Raw genomic sequence first — 22,572 nt, forward strand, 5'->3', positions numbered from 1 at the left:
GCTATACATACACATCATAAGGAGTCTGACATGCGGAAAACAGGCGATATCGACAGAGTCATGTCGGCCAGACAACTTCCAAACAAAGCCGTAGCACTGATTCTTGCAGGAGGCCGTGGCTCACGCCTTAAAGATCTTACGTCCGTTCGCGCGAAACCCGCAGTTCACTTTGGCGGAAAATACCGCATTATCGACTTCGCACTCTCTAACTGCCTCAATTCAGGTATTCGCCGAATCGGCGTGATAACGCAGTATCAATCTCATACCTTGGTGCAACATATTCAGCATGGTTGGTCGTTTCTCAGTGAAGAGATGAACGAGTTTGTTGATTTGTTACCTGCACAACAGCGCCAAGGACAAGAGCACTGGTATACCGGCACCGCTGATGCCGTCTTCCAGAACCTGGATATTATCCGCCGTTATCGTTCTGAATATGTCGTGATCCTCGCCGGGGACCATATATATAAAATGGACTACTCCCGCATGCTGTTAGATCACGTGGAAAGCGGCGCTGCCTGCACCGTAGCCTGTATTGAAGTGCCCAAAGAGGAAGCGAGTGCCTTCGGTGTAATGGAAGTGTCTGAAGATCTACAAGTAAAAATGTTTTGGGAAAAACCGGAGGATCCGCCAACGTTACCCGGCAAACCTGAGCGCAGCCTGGCCAGTATGGGAATTTATGTCTTTAATGCTGAGTTCCTGTTCAATTTACTGGAAAGCGATCACGCAGATAAAGGCAGTAGCCATGATTTTGGCAAAGATATTTTGCCGAAGATTACTGAACAAGGTCATGTCTGGGCGCATCCATTCTCACTGTCTTGTGTCTCAACGTCACCCGATGCCCCTGATTATTGGCGTGATGTAGGAACATTGGATGCCTACTGGCAGGCTAACCTCGATCAAGCAGCTATCACACCCGAGCTGGATATGTATGACCCTCATTGGCCAATACGTACCTATGCCGAGCCCTTACCACCGGCGAAATTTGTTCAGGATCGTTCTGGCAGTCACGGGATGACCATGAACACCTTAGTTTCCGGCGGTTGCTTTATCTCCGGTTCAGTGGTGGTCAACTCAGTGCTATTTTCCCGAGTGCGGGTCAACTCCTTCTGCAATATTGATTCTTGCGTATTGCTACCCGACGTCAATGTGGGCCGCTCTTGTCGTCTACACCGTTGTGTAATCGATCGTGCCAGTACTATCCCCGAGGGGATGGTGATTGGCGAAAATGCAGATGAAGATGCCCGTCGTTTCTATCGTTCAGAGAGTGGCATTGTATTAGTCACCCGCGAGATGCTGGCAAAGCTGTAAGGACAGAGGTGGCCTGACATGGACAAGTGAGGAATAATTTATATAATCAGACCAAACAAATCAAAAGGTCTGATTATGTCATTTACTGAATGGGTCATATTGGGTGTGGTTATTGGTTGTGCCGTTGGCGCGTTACTGAGGATTTTTGGTAAGAAGAAAGACCGCTAACCTTTTCAGTTGTCAGAATATACCCTAAATAATTCAAGTTGCAGGAAGGCGACAAGCGAGATACAAATCGGTCGGGAGCAGATTTGTACGCTGCTTGCAGCGGCCTCGCAGAGGCGAGGCCCAAGGATGGACCGAGTAACGAGCGCAGCCAGCACACATGCAGCTTGAAGTATGACGGGTATTGATAGAATAAGACGGCGCATCAATGTGCCGTCTTTTTTTGTGATAACAATCTCATTATCGATCAGAAGGTGTAACGTAACCCTAAGCGGAAACGATATTGCTCGCTGTTGTATTCATTCCAACGATCCAACCATTGCAATTCAAAATAGGGCATCCAGTGAGTGTCAATTTTATAACTGAATTTATTGGTTATTTCCCAGTGAGAACTTTTGCCATTTTTACCGTGAAAATCATTGACGCGCACAAAGTAATGAGGTTCAAAAGTATATGACAACGCATCAGTCAGTTTGAAATTCCAATAAGTAGCAAACTCATGGCTGTCATTGTGAGCATAATGACCATTGAGATCTTTTGATTCATAGTTATTGTGATTATAACGATAGCGCGCAGTCAAATTAAATACCGGTAAGAATTTGTAGTTAAAATCCATATAGACGGAACCACCCGAACCTGAGCTATTGGAGTTCACTAAGCCGCCAGGGGAAATAGTGAATTTATCTGTCGGGCGAAATAATGGATACCAACCCTCCAGTTCGTTATAGCTATGTTTGAATTGATCCATTTTCCCTGTGTTATAAGCATTCGTTAACATCAGGCCGGAACCATTATCAAAGTTATACCCACCGCGCAGGATAACTTCATGCAGCTCAGAGGCCGTATTATATGCTTCACGGGTTTCAACATAAGCTCGACCGGCAAAGGCACTGGCAGAGCAAACCAACGAGGTAATCAAGATAATTGAATTATATTTATTCATGACAAATCCCTATTGATAACAATAAATGAAGGTTTATTATTTTTCTTACATCATGAAAAATGACAAATAGTTATCATGGCTATTCCTCTGCCATAAATAACCGGTAGAGGAATAACACAATCAAAATAACAACATGCCAGTTTTTAACGTCACATCACTCTATATTTAATAGCATTTCTTATTACCACTAAAAATAGAAATCACCCCGACGTAGCCATTTTACGTAAATTCAATTCAGCAATAATTTTAACAAAGCGCTGCTCATTGAGCTTATAAAATAGCCCCATGGTTATGGCTGCAATCATTGCCAGAGTGCAAGGGTAAATAAAAATCAATTGGCGCAACCCCTCCAATACTGATGTCGATTGGGCAACATTGGGAATATAACCAATCTGAGTGAGCATGATACCGGGCAGAAATCCAGCCAGTGCGGCAGAAATTTTTCGTGAGAAGGTATAGCCGGTATACACCGACCCTTCTGCGCGAATCCCTGTTTTCCATTCACCATAATCCACCGTATCGGAGACTAATGCCCAGTTCAGGCTGTTGACAAATGCAGTACCGAAAAAGGCCATACAGGAGAATGCAACAAAGCTGACCGAACTGGTGCCCCAGATATAATTCAGTACATCCCCCATGCCCCATAACATTAAGCCACTAAGGTAGACGGTTTTCTTGCCGAAATACTTCACCGCCGTGGGGACCAGCAATACACCAATCAAAATACAGCCCATACTGAAAAAGCCCATATAGGACAGTAAATGAATATCCTGCAATACGTACTGAGTGTAATAAACCTGAATCGCCAGTTTGATATTGAATGCTGCCAACGTGCACAAATTGGCAATACATAACACTAATAGCGGCGGGTTCTTAAAGATGGCGCAAAATGATTTAAAAATACCCGGTTTATGGTGTACCGATACCGGTTCCACATAGCGTTCTTTGACACCGGAATAACACCACCACATGCAGACCAGGCCGAACGTGACAAATATTAGCGCTGCAACCAGATAGCCTATCTCAGGTGAGGACGTAAACAGCAGTTGAATTGGCATAAAAGCTACCGTGCACAGTAATAGCCCTACCGTCGCCCCACCCTGTCGCCAGGCTGCCAGGTGCGCGCGCTCATTTGGGTTTTTGGTCATTGCCGGGACCATCGCACCATAAGAGCAATTCATCAAACTGTAGAATAAACCGAATAACATAAACAGCACTGTTGCCAATACCGTTTTGATATTTAGACTAAAACCGGTATTGAGAAAGTTCGCGACAGCCAGCAATGCCACAGGTAATGAGGCATACAGAATAAATGGCCGGAACTTCCCTTTCACACCAATGTGACGGCGAGAATCTAATAGTACGCCGGTAAACATATCGGTAAAGGCGGTAAAGAACTTGGCAATCAAAAAAATCACGCCACCGTAAATAGCCGGGAGCCCCAGAATATCGGTATAAAACTTCAGTAAATAAAGTGTCCCGATGCACAGCATCAGGTTAGAACCAAAATCGCCCATTCCATAAGCTATTTTTTCCCGCAGCGGTAATCGAAGTGTTACGGGATCCTGGTAAGTTGAATTCGGCATCTGACAGGTCCTTTTTATTTTTTAACCCGCTTACCTCCGGTTAAATCTCACTCGCACCGGATCCTGCCATAAGCGGGTTGTAGGGTTTTGGTGGTGTTAATTCATCTGATTAAACAGATCAAGGCTAGATTGCCGGACTGACATCGCGTTTGCGCTCTTCCAGCTCGGTGACAATCTTGATGTAATTTTTCTCGGTCAGATGGTAGAACAACCCCATAGTCAGTGCGGTAAGTATCGCCAACCCGCATGGGTACAAGAAGATAAGTTGCGTTAGCCCCTCCAGCGTTCTTTCTCCCTGTGCCACGTTAGGCACATAGCCGATATACGCCAGCATGACACCGGGGAAGAAGCCTGCTAACCCTTGGGAAATCTTACGGAAGAAGGTGAAACCGGTGTATACCGTCCCCTCTGAGCGCACGCCGGTTTTCCACTCACCATATTCCACCGTGTCAGAAACCAGCGCCCAGTTCAGGCTGTTCACAAAAGCCGTGCCGAAGAAAGCCAGACAAGAGAACAGGACAAATAAAGTCGAGGTGCTGCCCCACATGTAGTTCATGGCATCCCCCAAGATCCACAAGCTCAGCCCACCCAAATAGACGTTTTTCTTACCAAAGCGTTTCACCACCGTCGGTACCAGCAGCACCCCCAGTAAGATGCACCCCATACTGAAGAACCCCATATATGACAGTAACGTGACATCGTTGAGTACGTATTGGGTGTAATAGATCTGAATCGCTAGTTTTATATTGAAACCAGCCAAGGTGCACAGATTAGCAATACAGAGGACAAACAACGGCTTATTGCCAGTAATGGCTTTGAATGATTGCAACAGACCAGGTTTGGCTGCTCCCGGCTTTGGCAGTTCGACATAACGTTCTTTAACGCCGGAATAACACCACCACATGCACAGCATGCCGACAAAAGCGAAGATGGATGCAGCCACCAGATAACCGGTCTGCGCCTGCCCTTCAAATAGCGACAAGATGGGCACAAAACCGACGGTACACAATAGTAGTCCGACGGTTGCCCCCCCCTGACGCCATGCGGCAAGCTGAGCTCGCTCTTGTGGGTTTTTGGTCATGGCGGGAACCATTGCACCGTATGAGCAGTTCATCATGCTAAAGAACAGGCCAAAGCTCATAAAGATCAACGTGGCCGTGATGGTTTTACCGGTAATACTAAATGAGGTACCAATAAAGTTAGCCACCACCAGCAAGGCCACCGGCATCGATGCATAGAGGATAAAGGGGCGGAACTTACCCTTTGGCCCGATATTGCGGCGGTTATCCAGCATGACACCGGTACCAATATCGGTGAATGCAGTAAAGAAACGCGAGATTAGAAAGATTAATCCTCCCCAAGCGGCGGGGATTTCCAACACATCCGTATAAAACTTAAGCAAGTACAATGTACCCACACACAACAGTAGGTTTGAACCCACATCGCCAATCCCGTAGGAGAATTTCTCGCGCAGCGGCAGTGTCAATTTTACTGGATCTTGATGTATTTCACTCATGTCACTCTCCTGAGAGGCCCGCCACCCGCGGGCCTCTGCCTGTGTTATAACGCCCGTAATGATGCAAACAATTCAGCCCATTCACTGCCCGCCCGGTAGAACACCGGCGGTTGTCCCATTGGTGCCGCGACAGTTACATCAGCCCCGCCACAGTGTGATTCACCGGTCCACAGATTGATCCAGTTGTCTGATGGCAAATAGAGTGACCAATCGGTGCGCCCCTCTTCATATACCGGTGCAACTAACAGATCACGGCCAAACAGATACTGGTATTTCAGGCCATAGGTGTGAGCATCATTCTCGTAATGCAGGAACAGTGGGCGCATTACCGGCAAGCCAGATTGTGAGTTAAGCGCCACGGCTTGTTTGATATACGGCTTCAGCGTGGTAAAGACTTGGGTCATCCGGGCAAACTGACGGATAGTCTCGACATCGCTATCAAACTGCCAGTTATCATCCGGGCGGTTACCTTCATGAGTACGCATCAGTGGGGTAAAGGCGCAGAATTCACACCAGCGCATCAACAACTCTTTACTGCGTTTCATCTCAAATAACGTGGTGTAACCACCAATATCGCTGTGATGCAAACCATGACCGGTCATTGCCAGTGATAACGCCGCAGGTATAACAGATGCCAACCCATCATCCAGACTCCAATCCACGTTCTGGTCACCAGCCCACATCATCACCGAGTATTTTTGGCTACCGGTATAACCGGCCCGCATAAAGAACAATATTTCGCCTAATTTGCCGGTTTCGGCCAGGGCGTCGTAGTTACATTTAGCCCACAGCGCGGGCCAGGCGTTATGCATGATTTCAGCATCGACACCATTGTCCATCACGGTGTCGGTCGGCAAGTATTCGCCAAAGTCGGCCATCCAGCCATCAAGGCCAAACGCGATCAGATTCTTTTTAATCACTTCCTTATACCAGTCGTAGGCCGCCGGTTTGGTCAGATCAACCACCCCGGCATAGAACTCACCAAACTCCACCTGGTAGTCATTGCCGCTGTAGTCTTTGGTCAGATAGCCCTTCTCTGCCGCTTCGGCATACAGCTCTTTTTCAATCGCCACATAGGGATTGATATAGCCGAGGAAGCGCACACCTTCTTTCTTCCATTGCACAATCCGTTTATCCAGCTCAGGATAGAGGTCGCTGTCCCAGCGCCAGTTCCACATCAGGCGTTTACCAAAAGATGTTATGCGACGGCCCTCCCAGTCCTGCGCCCAAATACCGCTGACTTTCACCCCATGCTCACGCATCACCTCCAGCTTTTGCTGGCACACCTCGGTCCCGCCCTGAATCCCCAGGATCACGCCGTCATATACCCAATCCGGTAACTCAGGCTGGCGGCCCAATAATGCGGTCAATTGCTCCAACAGACCGATATAGCTGTCAGCACACTCAAACCGTAGCACCGCTACGTCTTGCCAAATCGCCAGTTCGTGATAGTCAGGGGCTGAAAAATCGAAATTCATATAGCAACTGTTATCAACGTGACAGTAGTATTTTTGGCTGCTAACAAAAGTGGGCTGCGGGTAGAAGGTCCAGTAATAGTCACCGCCCGCGTTCTCTTTACAGTCGGCCTGCCAGGTAACATAACTTTGCTTATTGCGCCCCACCCCCTGCTCGCTGGTCCACAGTGGGAATGGCTTGCCACGGAGATCGAAATAGGAGAACTGTTCACCACAGCCGTAGATATGGTCCTCCGATTGCGCGGCGAGCCGTAGCCACATTCGGTTATTCTCTTTATCACCATTGCGCAGGGACATCTCCAACCGCCCGGCCGCGTCGTAGGTAATATGTAATGTGGCTTGGGCTACCTCTCCCCGGCTAAATTGAATCTCCCACCCCTGCTGTTGTGGGGTGATAACCGCATCGGTCAATGCCAGTTTTTCACTCAAGCAATCTTTGATACTGAAATTGCCACGGAACATATCGATGTCCGCTTTACCCCGGCCAATCCACAGGCACGGTGTTTGTGCGCTGTGTTGCAGTAACAAACGTTGTTGGAATGAAAGAGTGAAACCGCCATCGTGCTCAACCAATACCACTCCCGACAGGTTGCCCGCTTGATAAGTCATAATAAAAATCCCCAAAAAGTATAAATACTGTTGATTTAGTTAGGGTTCTTAACATTCGTCAGAACCCCTATTATCAGAATGGTTGCCCTATCAGGTCAGCTCAATCACCTCAAGGTTGAGTAAACGAGCCACCTTGCGCAGCAGCGGGCGATGCTCGCCATAGACCAGCGAGGTATGATGTTCCATTCCGGCATCCAGTAGCCGTTGACGATAGCTATCAGCATCGATATCCAGTTTTGCCGTCCCGGCAGTGCCAGAGAATGCCAGCGGAGCTTTGATCATCTCGCCGCCTGCCAGCATCAGACGCAACTTGCCTTCACCCTGCGTAATACGGCATAGGGTGATGCGGCCTGGTTTAAGGGCAAACTCGGATAGCAGGGGTAACTTGCGGTTGGAGTGGATGGTGGCTTGCACCGGCCCGTCGCGATCAGCCATTTCAATCGGTGCCTGACCACAATGCCAGAACACCACACTGTTGCTCACCGGGTCGATATCGACCAAGTCGGTATTGAACGCGGCACTACCAGAGGCCCACTGCGCCATTAATGACGAGAGCACACCGAACATGTCAGCCTCGCAGCCACATGGAACGAGGTCTTCATTCATCAGCGCCAATGCGCCACAGGCAGCGCACCCATAATCGGTAAAGAAGTCTGGCCAGCAGCGCACCGCAATACCGGAGTAACCCTGCTGTTGCGCTTTCTCACGCAACGCTGAGTAGACTTTCAGCGTTTTACAGGTCGCACTTTGGTCCATTTCCGCCAAATTCGGGAAATCTTTAGCGCGGCGCTGATAGGGTGCATCGGCGGCACTGTCCGGTAGCGCTTTTACTTCATCGATAAATTCCAACACGGGTTGGCGATCAACGCTGACACCAAAGTGTTGTGTCAGTTGTTGTTGGTTGTAGTTACAAGCATCGAACCCCAGTGGATGTTCGCCTATTACCATCACTTTGGCGCACTTAAAGCGATTGACGATCGCGGCAGCCTGCGCCAATTGTTGTAGCTCGCTGACCACATGGGCATCATCCGGCAGTCCATGAACAGTCTGGACCTTGATATTTTCGCGGCTCAATGCATGGCAGGCCAAATTAACCCCGCAGAAGGAGTTGAGCCGTAAACGACCACCGGTACGAGCCTCCGGGAAGGACCACATAGCTGTTGGGACCGGGAAGTCACGCACCACTTCACAGGTCAGCGAAGCATCGGTAAACGTCACCTGTAAAATTAGCAGTAAATCAAGATTGGCCTGCTTCAGCGCGGGCAACGCTTGTAACGCAGACTCGGCATCAAACTGTAATGCCGGTTCCCCAATCAACTCGATATCCATTGCTCTCAGGGTATTCCACGCCTGCGCCAGCATTTCCTGCGCATACGGCACATCAAAAGTACTACGGCCCAAGGCCAACACGCCCACTTTTGCTTTTTTATTCATCATATTGCTTCCAGTGAATTTAATGACTTATCGGTTGGCGCAGCTCAAGCGACAACACTGAAACGGTGTTCGGTGTAGCTAGAATAATTTTGATTTGGTCGCAGAATGACATCGGGGAAGTGCCCCTGATGAATGCTGTCAGGGAAGGCCTGTGTCTCCAGACATATTCCTGAAAATGCCTGATAGCGATGCCCTGCTTTGCCATTCCATACCTTGTTAGAAAGCTTGAATGCGTTATAAAACTGAATACCTGGCAGGGTGGTATGAACCGCCATCACCCGACCTGAATGTGGGCAAATCAGCGTGGCCGCCGGTTGCAGAGTGGTGCTATTTTTCTGCGATAAATCGTTTTTTTTCAGCACATAGTTGATGTCAAAATCCTGCGCTGGCCGCTGTTGCATCGCATCACCCAAGCGGCGGGCATTACGAAAGTCAAATGCAGTGCCTGCAACACGGACAATCTCGCCGGTCGGTAGCATGCTGCTTTCATCCACTGGCGTGATAAAGTCAGCGTCAATTTTCAGTTGTTGGTCGTGGATTAAATGAGTGTGACCACGCAGATTGTAATGGCTGTGATTCACCAGATTGACGATAGTCGCCTTATCGGTCTGCGCCTCGAAACTGAAGGTCATAACATTGTCATCCGTCAGGCCGATACGGTGGCGCACCTGTAAATTCCCCGGATATCCCTCTTCGCCATCGGGCGACGTGCGGCTAAAAATAAGACCATCGCCCTCTTCCTGCGCCTGCCAGACATACTTATCAAAGCCGCGCAGGCCACCGTGCAAATGCTGCCCGGTCGGCAGTTCATTGGTTGCCAGCAGATACTCTTGCCCGTCAATGTTAAAGCGCCCACCCGCAATGCGATTGGCACAGCGACCGGCAATGGCACCAAAGAACGGATGACCGGCCTGATAGGAGGTCAAATCATCAAACCCCATCACCACATCCTCCAGTTGCCCGTGGCGGTCTGGCGCCCAAAGTTGGGTGATGATACAACCGTAGTCGGTCACGCAGAGCCGCATACCATTGCGGTTAGTTAGTGTAAACAGCGAAACTTCCTGCCCCTGATGCTCGCCAAATTGCTGGCGTTGAATTGTCGTCATACACTCAACCTCGTATTTCGTACGGCTTTGGTCGCCTGCCCGTTCAAGTGCAAAACACCATGCCGTACGATAGATAGAAAGGATTAGCCAGCAAAAGCAGCGGCTTTCCCCTGGCTGCCAAACAAGCGGATTTTTTCAATCACTTTTTGTTTCATCACATCACGCCCGTGGCCCAGCGAAACCGCCAAGACATACTCCTCTGGTGATTGATTCAATACTTCGCTAACCCCTTGGGTAAAGGCCTGACGCAGTTCGGTATCGACATTGACCTTGGCAACCCCCAAGGTAATCGCGCGGCGAATTTGCTCATCCGGCACCCCAGAGCCGCCATGCAATACGATAGGTTTCTTGACGATTTCGCGGATTTCTTGCAGGCGCTTAAATGCCAGTTTCGGCTCTTGCTTATACATCCCGTGAGCGGTACCAATCGATACCGCCAGATAATCAACGGTGGTCAGTTCGGCGAACTGTAGCGCTTCATCGCAACCGGTGATCAGGGCATCTTTTTCGTCAACTGAGATATCATCTTCAGTACCACCGATTTTACCAATTTCACCCTCAACGCCGATATTCAAGGCATGAGCGACATCTGCCACCGCGCGGGTAATACGCACATTTTCATCGAATGGCAGGTGAGAGCCATCGAACATCACCGACTGGAAACCGGCCTGAACTGCCGCCATGGTCTGCTCAAAACTACGGCTGTGATCCAGATGGATACAGACCGGTACCGTAATGTCATGCATAAAGGCATCAACCATCTCTTTCATGGGTTTTAACCCCATGACGCTAATCACTTTCTGCCCAATTTGCAGCATGATGGGCGCCTGCTCCTCTTCGGCAGCCAGCAAGATCGCGCGGATTGTTTCAGCATTGTGGGCACTAAAAGCGCCGATGGCATAGCCATGCTGCCATGCGTGTTGAATTAAGGTATTACCGGATACATAAGACATTTTCTCTCCCTCTGCGTGCTGATAACAGCCGCTTTAAAAACCATCAATTAATCGGAAATCATTCGGTTGTTGGCAGACCAGACTGACTGCGAACCTGTTGTAAAATGGCACTCCAATCCTGGCGCCCGCGCCCGCAGGCTCTGGCCTGACTGTAAACCTCGCGGGAAGCAGCCCCCATCGGCATGGTGACGTGCAATTGGTTAGCCACATCAAGAGCGATACCTAAATCTTTATGTGCTAAATCAATCATGAACGCTGGCGTTAAATCCCCCTTCAGCACCTTATTTGGCCACGTGGTAGTGAAATGCCCTTTACCCGCCGGAGTGCCACTCATCACTTGCAGTGCGACATCGAAAGACAGTCCCAGTGCTTCGCATAGTACGGCGGCCTCCGCCGACAACGCATTGAGCGCAATACTCATGTAGTTGTTGATAAGCTTCACGCGGATCCCCATCCCCGGCCCGCCCGCATTGATAAGTTCAGATCCCATTGCCATCAGTAATGGCGTTGCCCGCTCAACCTGTGCTTGCGTTCCCCCCGCCAGTATCAATAAGGTGCCGACCTGTGCATGGTCAGAGGTACGCCCCACCGGCGCATCCATAAAGCCATACCCTTTGGCCTGCATCTGTTGCGCCAAACGGTCAGTCTGTAACGGATGGATAGTGGACATATCAATCACCAGTGCTTCTGGTGACAAGCGGCTACAAACGCCGTCGTTACCGAACAGCACGTCATGCACCAGTTCTCCGTTAGGGAGCATGGTGATAACAAACTCTGCTCCTTCGGCGGCCTGCCCTGCGTTACCACATGGCGTGGCACCCCGCGCAGCCAACGCCGCTACCGCGCCGGGGTTGGTATCGAAAACATGCAATTGATGCCCGTGTTTAATGAGGTTACGCGCCATGGGCGATCCCATTTGCCCTAACCCGATGAATGCTACCTGTGCCATTATTCTCTCCTGTCACCTGATGTCATTTTTCGTCACTTGATTGGAATATTTTGTCTGTTTTTGATCGTATTTGTAATTTATGGTCAAAAAATTGACATCCGTCACTCTTTTAACATTTGAACGAATTAAAATGGTCACATCGTGATCAACAGCCCTTTTTTGGCTAACCAAGGAACTGAAACCATGACCCGGATTGCATGTGTAGGAATTGCGGTGCAGGACCGCCTCTATTACCTGACAAAACTGCCCGATAGCGGCGGTAAATATGTGGCGGATGATTATCGTGAGATTGGTGGAGGCCCGGCGGCAACAGCAGCGGTAGCGGCGGCTCGACTGGGCGCGCAAGTCGATTTTATTGGCCGGGTAGGTGATGATGCCACGGGCAATACTCTGCTCGATGAGCTGGAACACTATGGGGTAAATACCGCCCTTAGCCGCCGCTACGCCAATGCCCGTTCATCGCAGTCGGCGATCTTAGTCGACCGTCATGGGGAGCGCATCATCATTAACCATCCCAGTCCTGACCTGCCAGAAGATGCCCAATGGCTGACGGGGATAGATTTCAGCCACTATGATGTCGTGTTGGCGGATGTCCGTTGGCATCAGGGGGCGCTAACCGCATTTACACTGGCCCGCCAAACCGGTATCACCACCCTACTTGATGCCGATGTCACGCCGCAAGATATCCGCCCGTTGGTCGCTCTTGCGGACCACGCGGTCTTCTCCGAGCCGGGTTTACAGCGAATGACGGGCAAAAATGACACTGATGCTGCGCTCTTATTAGCCGCCAGTGACACAAACGGACAGGTGTATGTCACCCGAGGTAAAAAAGGTTGTTATTGGCTGGAGAACGGCGAACAGCAACATCAAGCGGGATTTGAGGTAGCCGTGGTCGATACTACCGGTGCGGGGGATGTTTTTCATGGTGCATTAGCGGTAACGCTGGGCCGACAACACACAATTACTGCGGCAGTGCGCTATGCTAATGCCGTGGCGGCATTAAAATGTACCCGCCCCGGTGGGCGGGCCGGAATACCTGATTGTGATCAAACTGACTCTTTCCTGACGCATTTTGTATAAAATAAACAATAGTATGATGAATGAGAGAGAGCAAAGCATGAGTCTGACCGAACTAACCGGTAACCCGCGCCACGATCAACTGATTCAACTGATCGCCAGTCGTGGCTATATGAATATTGATGAATTGGCACAATTGCTGGATGTTTCGACTCAAACCGTGCGTCGCGATATCCGTAAGCTTAGCGAACAAGGGCTGATTACCCGTCATCACGGTGGGGCCGGGCGAGCGTCTAGCGTCGTGAATACCGCGTTTGAACAGCGAGAGCTTTCATATACTAAAGAGAAAATGGCCATTGCTGAGGCGATTGCTGATTACATTCCCGATCGTTCAACGGTGTTTATCACTATTGGTACCACTGTTGAACATATCGCCCGCGCATTGATAAATCACAGCCACCTGCGGATTATTACTAATAGCCTGAGGGTGGCACACATTTTATATAAAAATACCGATTTTGAAGTGATGGTGCCAGGCGGTACGCTACGACCAAACAATGGTGGCATTATTGGCCCCAGTGCGGTCTCTTTCGTTGAAGGTTTCCGCGCCGACTATCTGATTACCAGCATGGGGGCAATTGATAGCGACGGCAGCCTGCTGGAGTTTGATGTTAATGAGGCGACAGTGGTGAAAGCGATGATGGCACACTCCCGCCACATCTTATTGGCAGCCGATCATACCAAGTTCCACGCCTCCGCCGCCGTCGAAATTGGTAATGTTGCCAAAGCTACAGCGCTGTTTACCAATGTTTCCCCCCCGTCACAACTGGCCGCACTGTTGCAGCAACAACAGGTGGAACTGGTGGTCACACAGTTAGGTAATCAGGAACCCACTATCTAAATTTTACGCCAAAAAAAGCAGGCGACACCGCCTGCTTTTTCAGGATTTAACGCGCTAAGAACAGGTCAGTTAACGGCGGCGAAACGGACAAACTCATCAGCATCTTGTACCGAACAGGCCAACCCAACAACGGTAGAATAACGGAACATTATCACTGGTGCTAAACGCCAGTTCCTGCGCGATACGGTTTCCTTGAGTCACGGCATTTTCCTTGTGGCAAGTTGTTGCAAAATGATAAATCGCTGCTGAAATTCTGTGCGAAACGCCTGTTTATCATCGTGATAATAGAAAGGTATCACTTGTGGCCGGAGAGACCAATAGGAAAAGCAAAGCAGGAATGAATTGTATCCGTTTGATTTGTAGGATTTTTCTTATGACCACGTTGTTTGCCTGTTTGCGGGCTATCGTTAGTCTCGCCGCAGCAGTAAGGAGTAACAACGCGGGTTATTGTAGTGGCTGTTGACCTTCCACTGTCGAGCCAAAATCATCAATAATTGAGAAGAATACCGTCATATTCTTAGCCGGAATTTGATTACCGACTAGCCCACCATCGATGCTACTTTTCGGCGCGACCATATCGTCATTCCCCAACTTAACCGGGGTTCTCGCGGCACTTTTACTTTGCGCAATCTCCACAGTCTGGAATGTCACATTAAATGGCGTCGGATTGGTGACACGAAAAACCCCGCCACTGCCCTCTGGAACCCATCTGAAAGAGAGTTGGTTAAGCACCCCCTCTGAACTGGCAGGAATACCCGCCGGGCGATAGAACAGTTTGATGCGCGAACGGAAGGCAATTTGCACTTCATTGTCGGCAGCCTGCGGTGAAGCGGTTTTCGGTGGCACTTCTAATACATTCAGCCAAAACATCGATTCGCGATCAGACGGCAGTTGACCGGCAGTACCGGTATAGTAAATGCGAACAGATTTATTGGTTTGGGGATCAAGGCGGAACACTGGAGTATCAACAACAAACGGTACCTTTATCTGCTCAATTGATTTATCCATTTCAGCAATATTGTTATCAACCCACAGTTGCAGTAAAGCTGGGCGATTGCCCTTATTGAGGATCTGCACGCTGCCTGATTTATCATCTCCAGTAACCACCACTCGGGTCAGACCAATAGCAATACCCGCCTGCGCTGTGGTACTGAGCAAGAAGGAGGCAAGGGTCACCGCCGCAAACACGTGATACCGATGCGTGAACCTGCGGATATACAGCATGAGCCAGTACGATAGCGTTTTCATTTATAGATCAACGTAAAAGTAAATGCGCCGTTGACGGAACCACTTTGCACGGTGCTTTCAGTTGGATAAAGCCCGGCGTTCATCGGCACGGTGTAGCTCTGCGTGCTCGCTGAATTATAGCCGCTCAAGGTGTATTCGGTATTCAACACGATAGGTGTATTTGTCTGGCTACGCAATAATACCCCCACGCCTCTGGCAGTAGATCCGCTATTCAACGCTACCACACCATTTGCCGCATTCAGCACATTAGTTGCCGCGCCAAACGTATAATTAATACCCGCCAATCCACCAGGGCAGTTATTAAAATTGAGATTAAATGATCTTAACCCTTCAATATTGCCAATCCCAGTAAATTTATTGCTGGCGACATCCGGTAAATTGACAATCACATCCGGTGTGGTGCAGGTCTGTGTCATTAACTGGATATTCAGGGAATTTGGCGCAAAATCAAATAATCGGTAGCGGGTTGATTCAAGATAACTACTGGCGCCATTGTTATAGGTGCGATAGTTATAGGCATAAGCAGGGTCAAAAGCGGCAACCCATCCACTGGTTAATGTCGTGGCAATCTTAACAAACTTGATTTGTAGTTCTACGTTCAAGTTAAAATTAGCCCCATTGTTGTAAGGAATAGGGCCTAACAGCGGTGAGGAATAAACTATATTTGCCGCGCTAAAGCCATTCATCGGCTTCCAGTCGCTGCTGAAACCTGCGCCGGTCACGCGAAAACGCAGTGCATAGCCTAAGCCAGCTTTACCGGTATAAGAAAATACACTGTGACTATTGCCATCAATGTTGATTGTCCGGTCGATGCTGTACGGCGAGAACAGCCCTGCCCCAGCCTTAATACTGTCATTCATTGAGGTGGATAATATCTTGCACACCCAGCCCCCTGCGGGGAAGCTTATCCATGAACCAATCGGCGAACCAACCGCGGTGTTGGGCGGAACTCGCAGTGTGGTTGTCGGGCCATAAATATAGTAAGTACCGCTATAGTCACAATCCATGGCAGAGCCCAATGCATTAGCATTATGGCTGATCGCTAAACTACTCATCACCAGTAACCACAGTAAAAGTTGTTTTAGTTGACGGCAGCCGCGCGCTATCGAATCACTGGCTGCACCACAGAACCTGTCCATGTAATATTGCGCTATATTCCGATAAGAACTCATTTGCATATCACCTCTAACTGCCGGAATTCACCCTTAACCAATGCGCCGCTGGGTAATTTATAATCAAAGCCGCAACTATCACCAACGCCCTCACCCCATATCACGCGCAGATGTCCATCTTGCTGGTTCACCCGCACCATGGCTTGCCCGCCCTGAGCGATATAGCCTACACTGGCACCAGTGGCATCTTTCACCTCGGCACCAAACGGCAGTGGTGTGTTATCCGCCCGATGTCCGGTCAATAACATCGAATAGCCACTGGAGGTCTCAAACTTCACCAGTGCCACCGCACCGGCAGTAGGGGCAACCCGTTGACTGGTAGTTTTAAATTCCACATCCGACGATAAGCCTTTTGGATCCAGTTCTACATCATTTTGTCGGTAAGGGCTTAAGTAAGGCACCACCGCCCGGCCACTGCTATCGAGACGCATCCCCGAATAGTTGGCCACACGGGCTCCGGCAGCATCCGGGGCCTCAACAATCCCTACCGTATCGCCCAGATAGGAGGCAAAAACCACACCACCACCGTAGGCGACGATGCCACCAGACATATTGACACTGGCCTGCTCGTAATCATTACTTTTCGAATAACTGCCACCAATAGTCGTTTTAGGCGCCAGCCAACTGCCCGTCACGCCTACAGTGTTGTAGTTACCGTTCACGTCAGTACGGTTATTCGCCGCTGAAACACCATAGTTAAATTGATTATCGTCGCCAGCAGAACCTGAAACCCCGGTTTGAACTGAACTGCTGTCACGAGTGTTGGTGTAACTGGTACTCAACCGCGGTGAACCCCGTTTGCTGCCCAACGGAATGGAGAAAGAGACGCTCAGTTGATTATCCCAATCCCCACTGGACATATTGCGCAGCCGATTAAGAGCTAGGTTATAACTCAGTGACTTATAACTATTATTATAACCGAGTTGGAAATTCATATCGCGACGCTGCCCGCCCCAATAATCCTGCGCATTCGCATTGGCATAAAACGAACCATAACCCTCTGGCAAACCTTGAGTAATACTGATTTGCGCCTGATTGCGGCGACGATACTTAAAACTGTCATCGTAGCGAGTATTACCATCTGGCAGGCTTGAATTGAAAATAGTGTTATTAACTTCGCCATGTTGCAAATAGTCACGCATGCGCATCGCTTCTGACGGCGTATAAAAACCGTCACTGGAATAGTGGTAACTGGCGATGGTCAGGCTGGTATTGGTTTCCGGTAATAAGTTCGCATAGGTAATGCCCATACTCTGACCGTTCTGATCACTCTCACCGGGTAACCTGGTTTGTGCTTGTGTCAAACTAAATGCCACCGCGCCTACGGGGGTATTAAACGCCAGCCCGGCAGAGGCCGATAGATACCCTTCGGCTGCAACCACTCCACCGTTACCGGTGATTAAATTGGATAAGCCATGGCGCAAGGTTCCCATCAAGAGAGCCGGTTTTTCCGCCATTGAATTATCACGATACTCACCGGCCATTAAAGAATAGCGCGTGGTTCCCGGCCGCAATAGCTCGGCAATTGATGCAAATGGCACGGTAAACGACTGCTCGCTACCATCAGCTTCAGTAATAGTGACAATCAGATTGCCGCCCTGACCTGTAGGGTAGAGATCGTCGATGGTAAAAGGCCCCGGTGGCACCGTGGTTTCATAAATAGATTGGCCTTGTTGACGCACCACGACACGGGCGTTAGTACGGGCGATGCCGCGCACTACGGGTGCATAACCACGCTGAGAGTCAGCGAACATACGATCATCCGAGCTTAATTCAATGCCACGATAGCTGAGACTGTCGAATACCTGACCATCAGTATTGGAGTCACCAATCGTCATTTTGCTATATAACGATGGCACCGCACGCTCCGCGTAGGTGGCCAGATTTTGATAATCAAATCCCTGACTGTCACTTCGATTTAATGCGCTACGATAGTATAAACTCCAACTTTGCCAGTTGAATCCGCCTAGCAGCCCGAGATATTGATAAGTCTGGCTGCTGGCATCACTCTGATTACTGCGATAACCGGTGTAATCATATTTCAGCGTTGCCGCCGTCACACCGTCATCCCAATATTTGGGATTAACATAGCCACGCGCCTGACGGATTAAGGAAGCCTGTGGGATCTGAATATCCAACCGCTGGGTATTCTCATCAAAAATGGCATTCCCACCGTCCAGCAGAGTACTCAATGACGAGCAAACACTGGCAGTTTCCAGTTGTTTCAGTACATCAGGCGTGAGCTTAGTGGTATCAATTCCGAGTTCATCAAACAACTTTAAGTCAAAACACGGAAGAGCCACTTTAGATTCTGGCGACGGCAACTCAAAGCGTATCGCCTGACGCCCGATCCATTGCTCATTCAAATAGATATCAATACTACGCTCACCTGGAGCAACGGGATTGCCCTCACTATAGCGGCTGGCATCAACAGAAAAACGGAGGAAAGAATCACTGAACTCAACATGTTCAGGGTCTTCAGCACAGGCGGGTAAATTAAATAGCATGCCGCCCAAGCTAAAAATAACAAGGGAGAATGCCGACAAATATTTCGGGCGCTCGTTTTTTTGATAATACATGTAATAATTAAACATTATATCGAGGCCATTTAATAAATATGCACCCGGTGGATGCAGAGAAAGACTAATTAATTATATTTATGTTTTTATTGCGCCAACTTTTGAACACCCTGCGTCTCGCCACCCTGATCATTGATAACAGAATAAAAAACTTGTGTAGTATTATTTATTGGTCCGTTAGCGCTAACCGGTAAGCTAAGCTCAGCAAAAGGTGCAATCATCTTATTATTTATTTTGCTCAAGTTCGCCACCGCCGGGCTCTCTTTTGATGCCCGTAACTCCAATTTTCTAAAGGTTATATAATACGGTGATGCATTTTTTATAACCAGTTGATTGCCCTTTTTAGAAAAGGTCAGATTCGTAATAGCCTGTTCTATCGGCATCGTTAATTCTGCTGGGCGATAGAACATTTTTATTCGGGTACGAAAAGCCAATTGCAATTTATTATCTTCCCCCGTGGCACCTTTAGTGGGTTTAGGCGGAATCTCTAGCAAATTAAACCAAAAAAGCGTTTCACGATCGGTTGCTAAGCCGCTGCCAGTACGGAACAGGCGAATAGTCTGATCCCGTTTAGGATCCAGACGCACTACTGGTGGCGTAACACTAAAAGGCACCTTGATGGTATCAGGACGCGCATTCGCATCACCGTTATCAATCCAGGCTTGAAGAAGAACCGGCATATTACCGGTATTGGAAACCTTAACCACACCTTCACGCTGCTTCTCGTCATAAATAACACGCGTACCCGTGATCATTACTTCAGCACGGGTAACCGTTGCTGCAACCAGTAATGTGACAAAAGCAAAGGCTATAAAGTATGTTTTGCGCATAAGAGTTTCCAATTATAGAGCGAATGAAACAGGGAGCATTAAGCTCCCATTTGGCAACAGATAACATTAGCTATAACAATCACTTGCCACCAGCTACGCTATATCACACGCTTTGATTAATCGTAAACAATAGTATAGTCGACTTGTGTTACAACGGTACCAGCACCAACAGTGCCACTATTCGCATAATATTGTGCGTAGTAGCCCAATGTTGCATCACCAGTGGAAATATCTTCCACCACGCCGCCCTGGCTAGCGCCGCCTACCATGATTGCTGTGCTGCTTTTGTCTAACAAACGAACCTGAACACCAGTTGCTGTACCGCTATTGTTGTTCAACCGGCCAGTGCTGGTCTCAACAAAAGCACCTGGTTCGAAGTAAGCATAAGCGTTATTCAGTGTCGCCCCAGTACAACCAGACAACGAGATATTGAAAGGAGTGGTACCCGCAACGGAGTTGACTGAACTCAGTGCGCTTGCAGAAATAGTCGGTAAGTTAACGGTCCCATCTTTAGTGCCGTTGTTGACAGAGACACCACAAGTCGTATCTGTAATTTGACCGTTAATGGTAATAGTTCCATCAGCAGCAAATGCTGATTGTGCAATAAATACGCTTGCAATAGCAGCGATTAATGCATTGCTAGTTTTAATTTTCATGTTTATTTCCCTGTGCTTTAAAATAAGGTTTTAGACCAATACTATTAATTAGGATTAATATCCTGAATCAGTGACATCCGATTTCGTACGGCTATTATTTCAGCATTTTAAATATTGTCAATCCAGTCCAAAACGTGATGTTATAAATGCATTACCAAATAATAAGAATCACAGAATACAAACAAAAGAAGAGTGGAAATTCACGGCAGGACATATCTCATTCCGTGTGGGAAATTACCTACAATCGATAGATAACATATAAAAATAAGTTATATTCGATATTAAACACGTGAATGACTCATAAATAAAAAAACAATATAAAACAGGCTTGTGGGACTTTTCTTACGCTGATAGATGAGGACATCTTAAAAAAATACCATTCTTAGATATAACACATCAAAAAATGCCAAACATAAATTTAGCCAAAAATGATCTTTACAAATTATTTATAATATTTAAGTGAAAAATATCTATTTATCGAAAAATTAAATTAATATCAACAAATCTCATGACAAAAAGAAACAAAAATAGCCACTTTTATTATCTTATAAACAGAAATAATTATCACTTACTGTTATCTTTTTTGACTCTGCCAATCATTGTAAGCCAGTACGTAATGCCATCTTATGGAGCGATAGCATCACCTCATCTCCACCTGTGTGCCTAATTTACGCGCTAACCCTTTGGCACCTTCTCGCATAACGCTATCATGATTCCAGCGAAATAATGGGGCAGCTATTGGTGCCAGACAGTTCATCCAGCGCGTATTGGTTCGAATATGCCAATCGTAACGAACAATGGTGTCGCTGCCATTGTAAAATAATGACCACTGCCCAATCCCTTCAACTTCACCACTCGCCTGCCCCTCTAACAAATGTAAAGGCATAATGGTTACTACATGAATATCAAAGGTTATCCGATAAGGAAGTACACCTTTCCAGGTATAACGATGTAATGCGCCGATACCCTGTAGATCGCCTTTTTCTATCTCAATGATTTGCTCCAGGCTTTTCCACCAATACGGCCACATATCCGGGTGGCATAAAATATCCCATACTGCCTGAAGCGGTGCCTTGACCTGCCAAATGGTGGAAAACCGATACTCAGCCATACCAGCGAACTCCGCATCAAGGGGTGAAAAAACGCTCAGGAAAATGCAAATTGATAATCATTGCCTCCATAATGACCGTTTCCAGTTGCCTTTCATCCACCCCATAACTGATCACTTTGACAGGCAAATGGGATCGATTATCTAGCCAGATGTCACAGCGATGCACCTTATCCACAGTGAAACCGGCCGGGCCAGTTATTGAGAGGTGCAATACCAGTTGTTGCGCGAAAACCTCCTCACCAAGAATTGCGGTCTTGCCACCTTGTTGCAGGCGCTGGATGTTGTCTAACAACCTTCCAATGTCTGATTGATCCACCCGGTGGCCATTTTTATCGCGTATTAAGGTATTGGTGGGCAAAAGGCTCAGCACAGGTAGCGTGTTTACACCGAAGGGCCATAATCGAACTTTGCCACTGTCAGGGCTATAGACCAGCGCGGCGCCATTGTGGGGTTCAGTAAAATCCATACGCACATATCCCGGCTTACGATAGCTATAACGAATCACCGTAGCCTCGCCTTGTGCTGACAGAGAATGAATTATGACCTGATAGGATTCAATCTGCTCAAAATGGTGTTGAGCGACCCGAATCGGGTCAGAGGTAAGGAGACTCGATATTGGCATGAACATCGGGCTGGCATCACCCGCCATCGCTGCATAGGCAACACTGCCCGGCAGCAGTAGTGCCGTCAGTATTACAATGAAACCGGTTAAGCCGCGAATAGCCTTCTCCTGCATTTGGGATTCATCAGTCAGAACTCTCTGATGTCATAATTAAATATAGGCCTAAATAGCAGCAAACAATCAACAACCCTGATCTATTATTTATCATCTTGCCACGCCAACTTAGTGTGATAAGGATCGCTGAATTTTTTTTCTATAAGTGCTTGAATAATGGCGGAGCAAGCGGGGTTTTCCCCTTAGAAAGGTTATCTTCTCAGTCGTTTTCGGGGCAACCTCTTCAGCCGCTCCGGTATCTCTCCATGAAACGGTTGCGATCATGCACCTTTTTACGG

General features: G+C 48.3%; 18 protein-coding genes. 3 read left to right on the forward strand and 15 right to left on the reverse strand.

Features of this window, described 5'->3' with window-relative positions; genetic code table 11:
* Nucleotides 1–30: 30 nt before the first annotated feature.
* Complete coding sequence (glgC, locus tag V1955_RS13520) at nucleotides 31–1,308, forward strand: glucose-1-phosphate adenylyltransferase (RefSeq protein WP_083159188.1); 1,278 nt, start codon at nucleotides 31–33, stop codon at nucleotides 1,306–1,308.
* 412 nt (nucleotides 1,309–1,720) lie between these two features.
* On the opposite strand, the gene ompL is transcribed toward glgC, so the two are convergent.
* The 8 genes from ompL to yihU all read right to left on the reverse strand — a co-directional run bounded on the left by ompL (nucleotide 1,721) and on the right by yihU (nucleotide 12,044).
* The gene (ompL, locus tag V1955_RS13525) at nucleotides 1,721–2,416 is read right to left on the reverse strand and encodes a porin OmpL (RefSeq protein WP_083159189.1); all 696 of its coding nucleotides are present in this window, start codon (nucleotides 2,414–2,416) and stop codon (nucleotides 1,721–1,723) included.
* Between the two features lie 200 nt (nucleotides 2,417–2,616).
* Complete coding sequence (locus tag V1955_RS13530; protein ID WP_083159190.1) at nucleotides 2,617–4,002, reverse strand: MFS transporter; 1,386 nt, start codon at nucleotides 4,000–4,002, stop codon at nucleotides 2,617–2,619.
* Between the two features lie 124 nt (nucleotides 4,003–4,126).
* On the reverse strand, nucleotides 4,127–5,518 hold the full coding sequence (locus V1955_RS13535) for an MFS transporter (protein ID WP_083159191.1): 1,392 nt from the start codon (nucleotides 5,516–5,518) through the stop codon (nucleotides 4,127–4,129).
* A 44-nt stretch (nucleotides 5,519–5,562) separates the two neighbouring features.
* On the reverse strand, nucleotides 5,563–7,602 hold the full coding sequence (locus V1955_RS13540) for an alpha-glucosidase (protein WP_442821033.1): 2,040 nt from the start codon (nucleotides 7,600–7,602) through the stop codon (nucleotides 5,563–5,565).
* 90 nt (nucleotides 7,603–7,692) lie between these two features.
* Nucleotides 7,693–9,039 carry an L-fucose/L-arabinose isomerase family protein gene (locus tag V1955_RS13545; RefSeq protein WP_227746540.1) on the reverse strand — a complete coding sequence of 449 codons (1,347 nt, stop codon included), beginning with the start codon at nucleotides 9,037–9,039 and terminating at the stop codon, nucleotides 7,693–7,695.
* 41 nt (nucleotides 9,040–9,080) lie between these two features.
* On the reverse strand, nucleotides 9,081–10,142 hold the full coding sequence (locus V1955_RS13550; protein WP_442821034.1) for an aldose epimerase family protein: 1,062 nt from the start codon (nucleotides 10,140–10,142) through the stop codon (nucleotides 9,081–9,083).
* An 83-nt stretch (nucleotides 10,143–10,225) separates the two neighbouring features.
* Nucleotides 10,226–11,095: a class II fructose-bisphosphate aldolase gene (locus tag V1955_RS13555; RefSeq protein ID WP_083159194.1), complete on the reverse strand. Its 870-nt coding sequence runs from the start codon at nucleotides 11,093–11,095 to the stop codon at nucleotides 10,226–10,228.
* A gap of 58 nt (nucleotides 11,096–11,153) precedes the next feature.
* The gene (gene yihU, locus V1955_RS13560) at nucleotides 11,154–12,044 is read right to left on the reverse strand and encodes a sulfolactaldehyde 3-reductase (protein ID WP_442821035.1); all 891 of its coding nucleotides are present in this window, start codon (nucleotides 12,042–12,044) and stop codon (nucleotides 11,154–11,156) included.
* Between the two features lie 183 nt (nucleotides 12,045–12,227).
* On the opposite strand from yihU, the gene V1955_RS13565 reads away from it, so the two are divergent.
* Both V1955_RS13565 and V1955_RS13570 read left to right on the forward strand, forming a co-directional pair.
* On the forward strand, nucleotides 12,228–13,124 hold the full coding sequence (locus V1955_RS13565) for a sugar kinase (RefSeq protein WP_372569003.1): 897 nt from the start codon (nucleotides 12,228–12,230) through the stop codon (nucleotides 13,122–13,124).
* Between the two features lie 37 nt (nucleotides 13,125–13,161).
* Nucleotides 13,162–13,962: a DeoR/GlpR family DNA-binding transcription regulator gene (locus tag V1955_RS13570; RefSeq protein WP_083159197.1), complete on the forward strand. Its 801-nt coding sequence runs from the start codon at nucleotides 13,162–13,164 to the stop codon at nucleotides 13,960–13,962.
* Between the two features lie 444 nt (nucleotides 13,963–14,406).
* Here V1955_RS13570 and V1955_RS13575 read toward each other — a convergent pair whose 3' ends face one another.
* The 7 genes from V1955_RS13575 to V1955_RS13605 form a co-directional block, all read right to left on the reverse strand.
* Nucleotides 14,407–15,210 carry a fimbrial biogenesis chaperone gene (locus V1955_RS13575; protein WP_442821036.1) on the reverse strand — a complete coding sequence of 268 codons (804 nt, stop codon included), beginning with the start codon at nucleotides 15,208–15,210 and terminating at the stop codon, nucleotides 14,407–14,409.
* Nucleotides 15,207–16,382 (reverse strand): fimbrial protein, encoded by a 1,176-nt coding sequence (locus V1955_RS13580; protein ID WP_442821037.1) that lies wholly within the window; start codon nucleotides 16,380–16,382, stop codon nucleotides 15,207–15,209. Before V1955_RS13580 ends, V1955_RS13575 begins: the two co-directional genes overlap by 4 nt.
* Complete coding sequence (locus V1955_RS13585) at nucleotides 16,379–18,961, reverse strand: fimbria/pilus outer membrane usher protein (protein WP_442821038.1); 2,583 nt, start codon at nucleotides 18,959–18,961, stop codon at nucleotides 16,379–16,381. Before V1955_RS13585 ends, V1955_RS13580 begins: the two co-directional genes overlap by 4 nt.
* A gap of 86 nt (nucleotides 18,962–19,047) precedes the next feature.
* Nucleotides 19,048–19,791, reverse strand: a complete 744-nt coding sequence (locus V1955_RS13590; RefSeq protein WP_083159200.1) for a fimbrial biogenesis chaperone — start codon at nucleotides 19,789–19,791, stop codon at nucleotides 19,048–19,050.
* Between the two features lie 116 nt (nucleotides 19,792–19,907).
* On the reverse strand, nucleotides 19,908–20,447 hold the full coding sequence (locus tag V1955_RS13595) for a fimbrial protein (protein ID WP_083159201.1): 540 nt from the start codon (nucleotides 20,445–20,447) through the stop codon (nucleotides 19,908–19,910).
* A 640-nt stretch (nucleotides 20,448–21,087) separates the two neighbouring features.
* Nucleotides 21,088–21,558 carry an SRPBCC family protein gene (locus V1955_RS13600; protein WP_083159202.1) on the reverse strand — a complete coding sequence of 157 codons (471 nt, stop codon included), beginning with the start codon at nucleotides 21,556–21,558 and terminating at the stop codon, nucleotides 21,088–21,090.
* A 16-nt stretch (nucleotides 21,559–21,574) separates the two neighbouring features.
* Entirely contained in the window at nucleotides 21,575–22,294 is a 720-nt protein-coding gene (locus V1955_RS13605) for a DUF1571 domain-containing protein (protein WP_127891202.1), read from the reverse strand.
* Nucleotides 22,295–22,572: the final 278 nt, after the last annotated feature.

Origin of the sequence: Yersinia sp. 2545 StPb PI (genome assembly GCF_052217125.1) — a bacterium.
In the GTDB taxonomy this organism is placed as follows: Bacteria; Pseudomonadota; Gammaproteobacteria; order Enterobacterales; family Enterobacteriaceae; genus Yersinia; species Yersinia enterocolitica_E.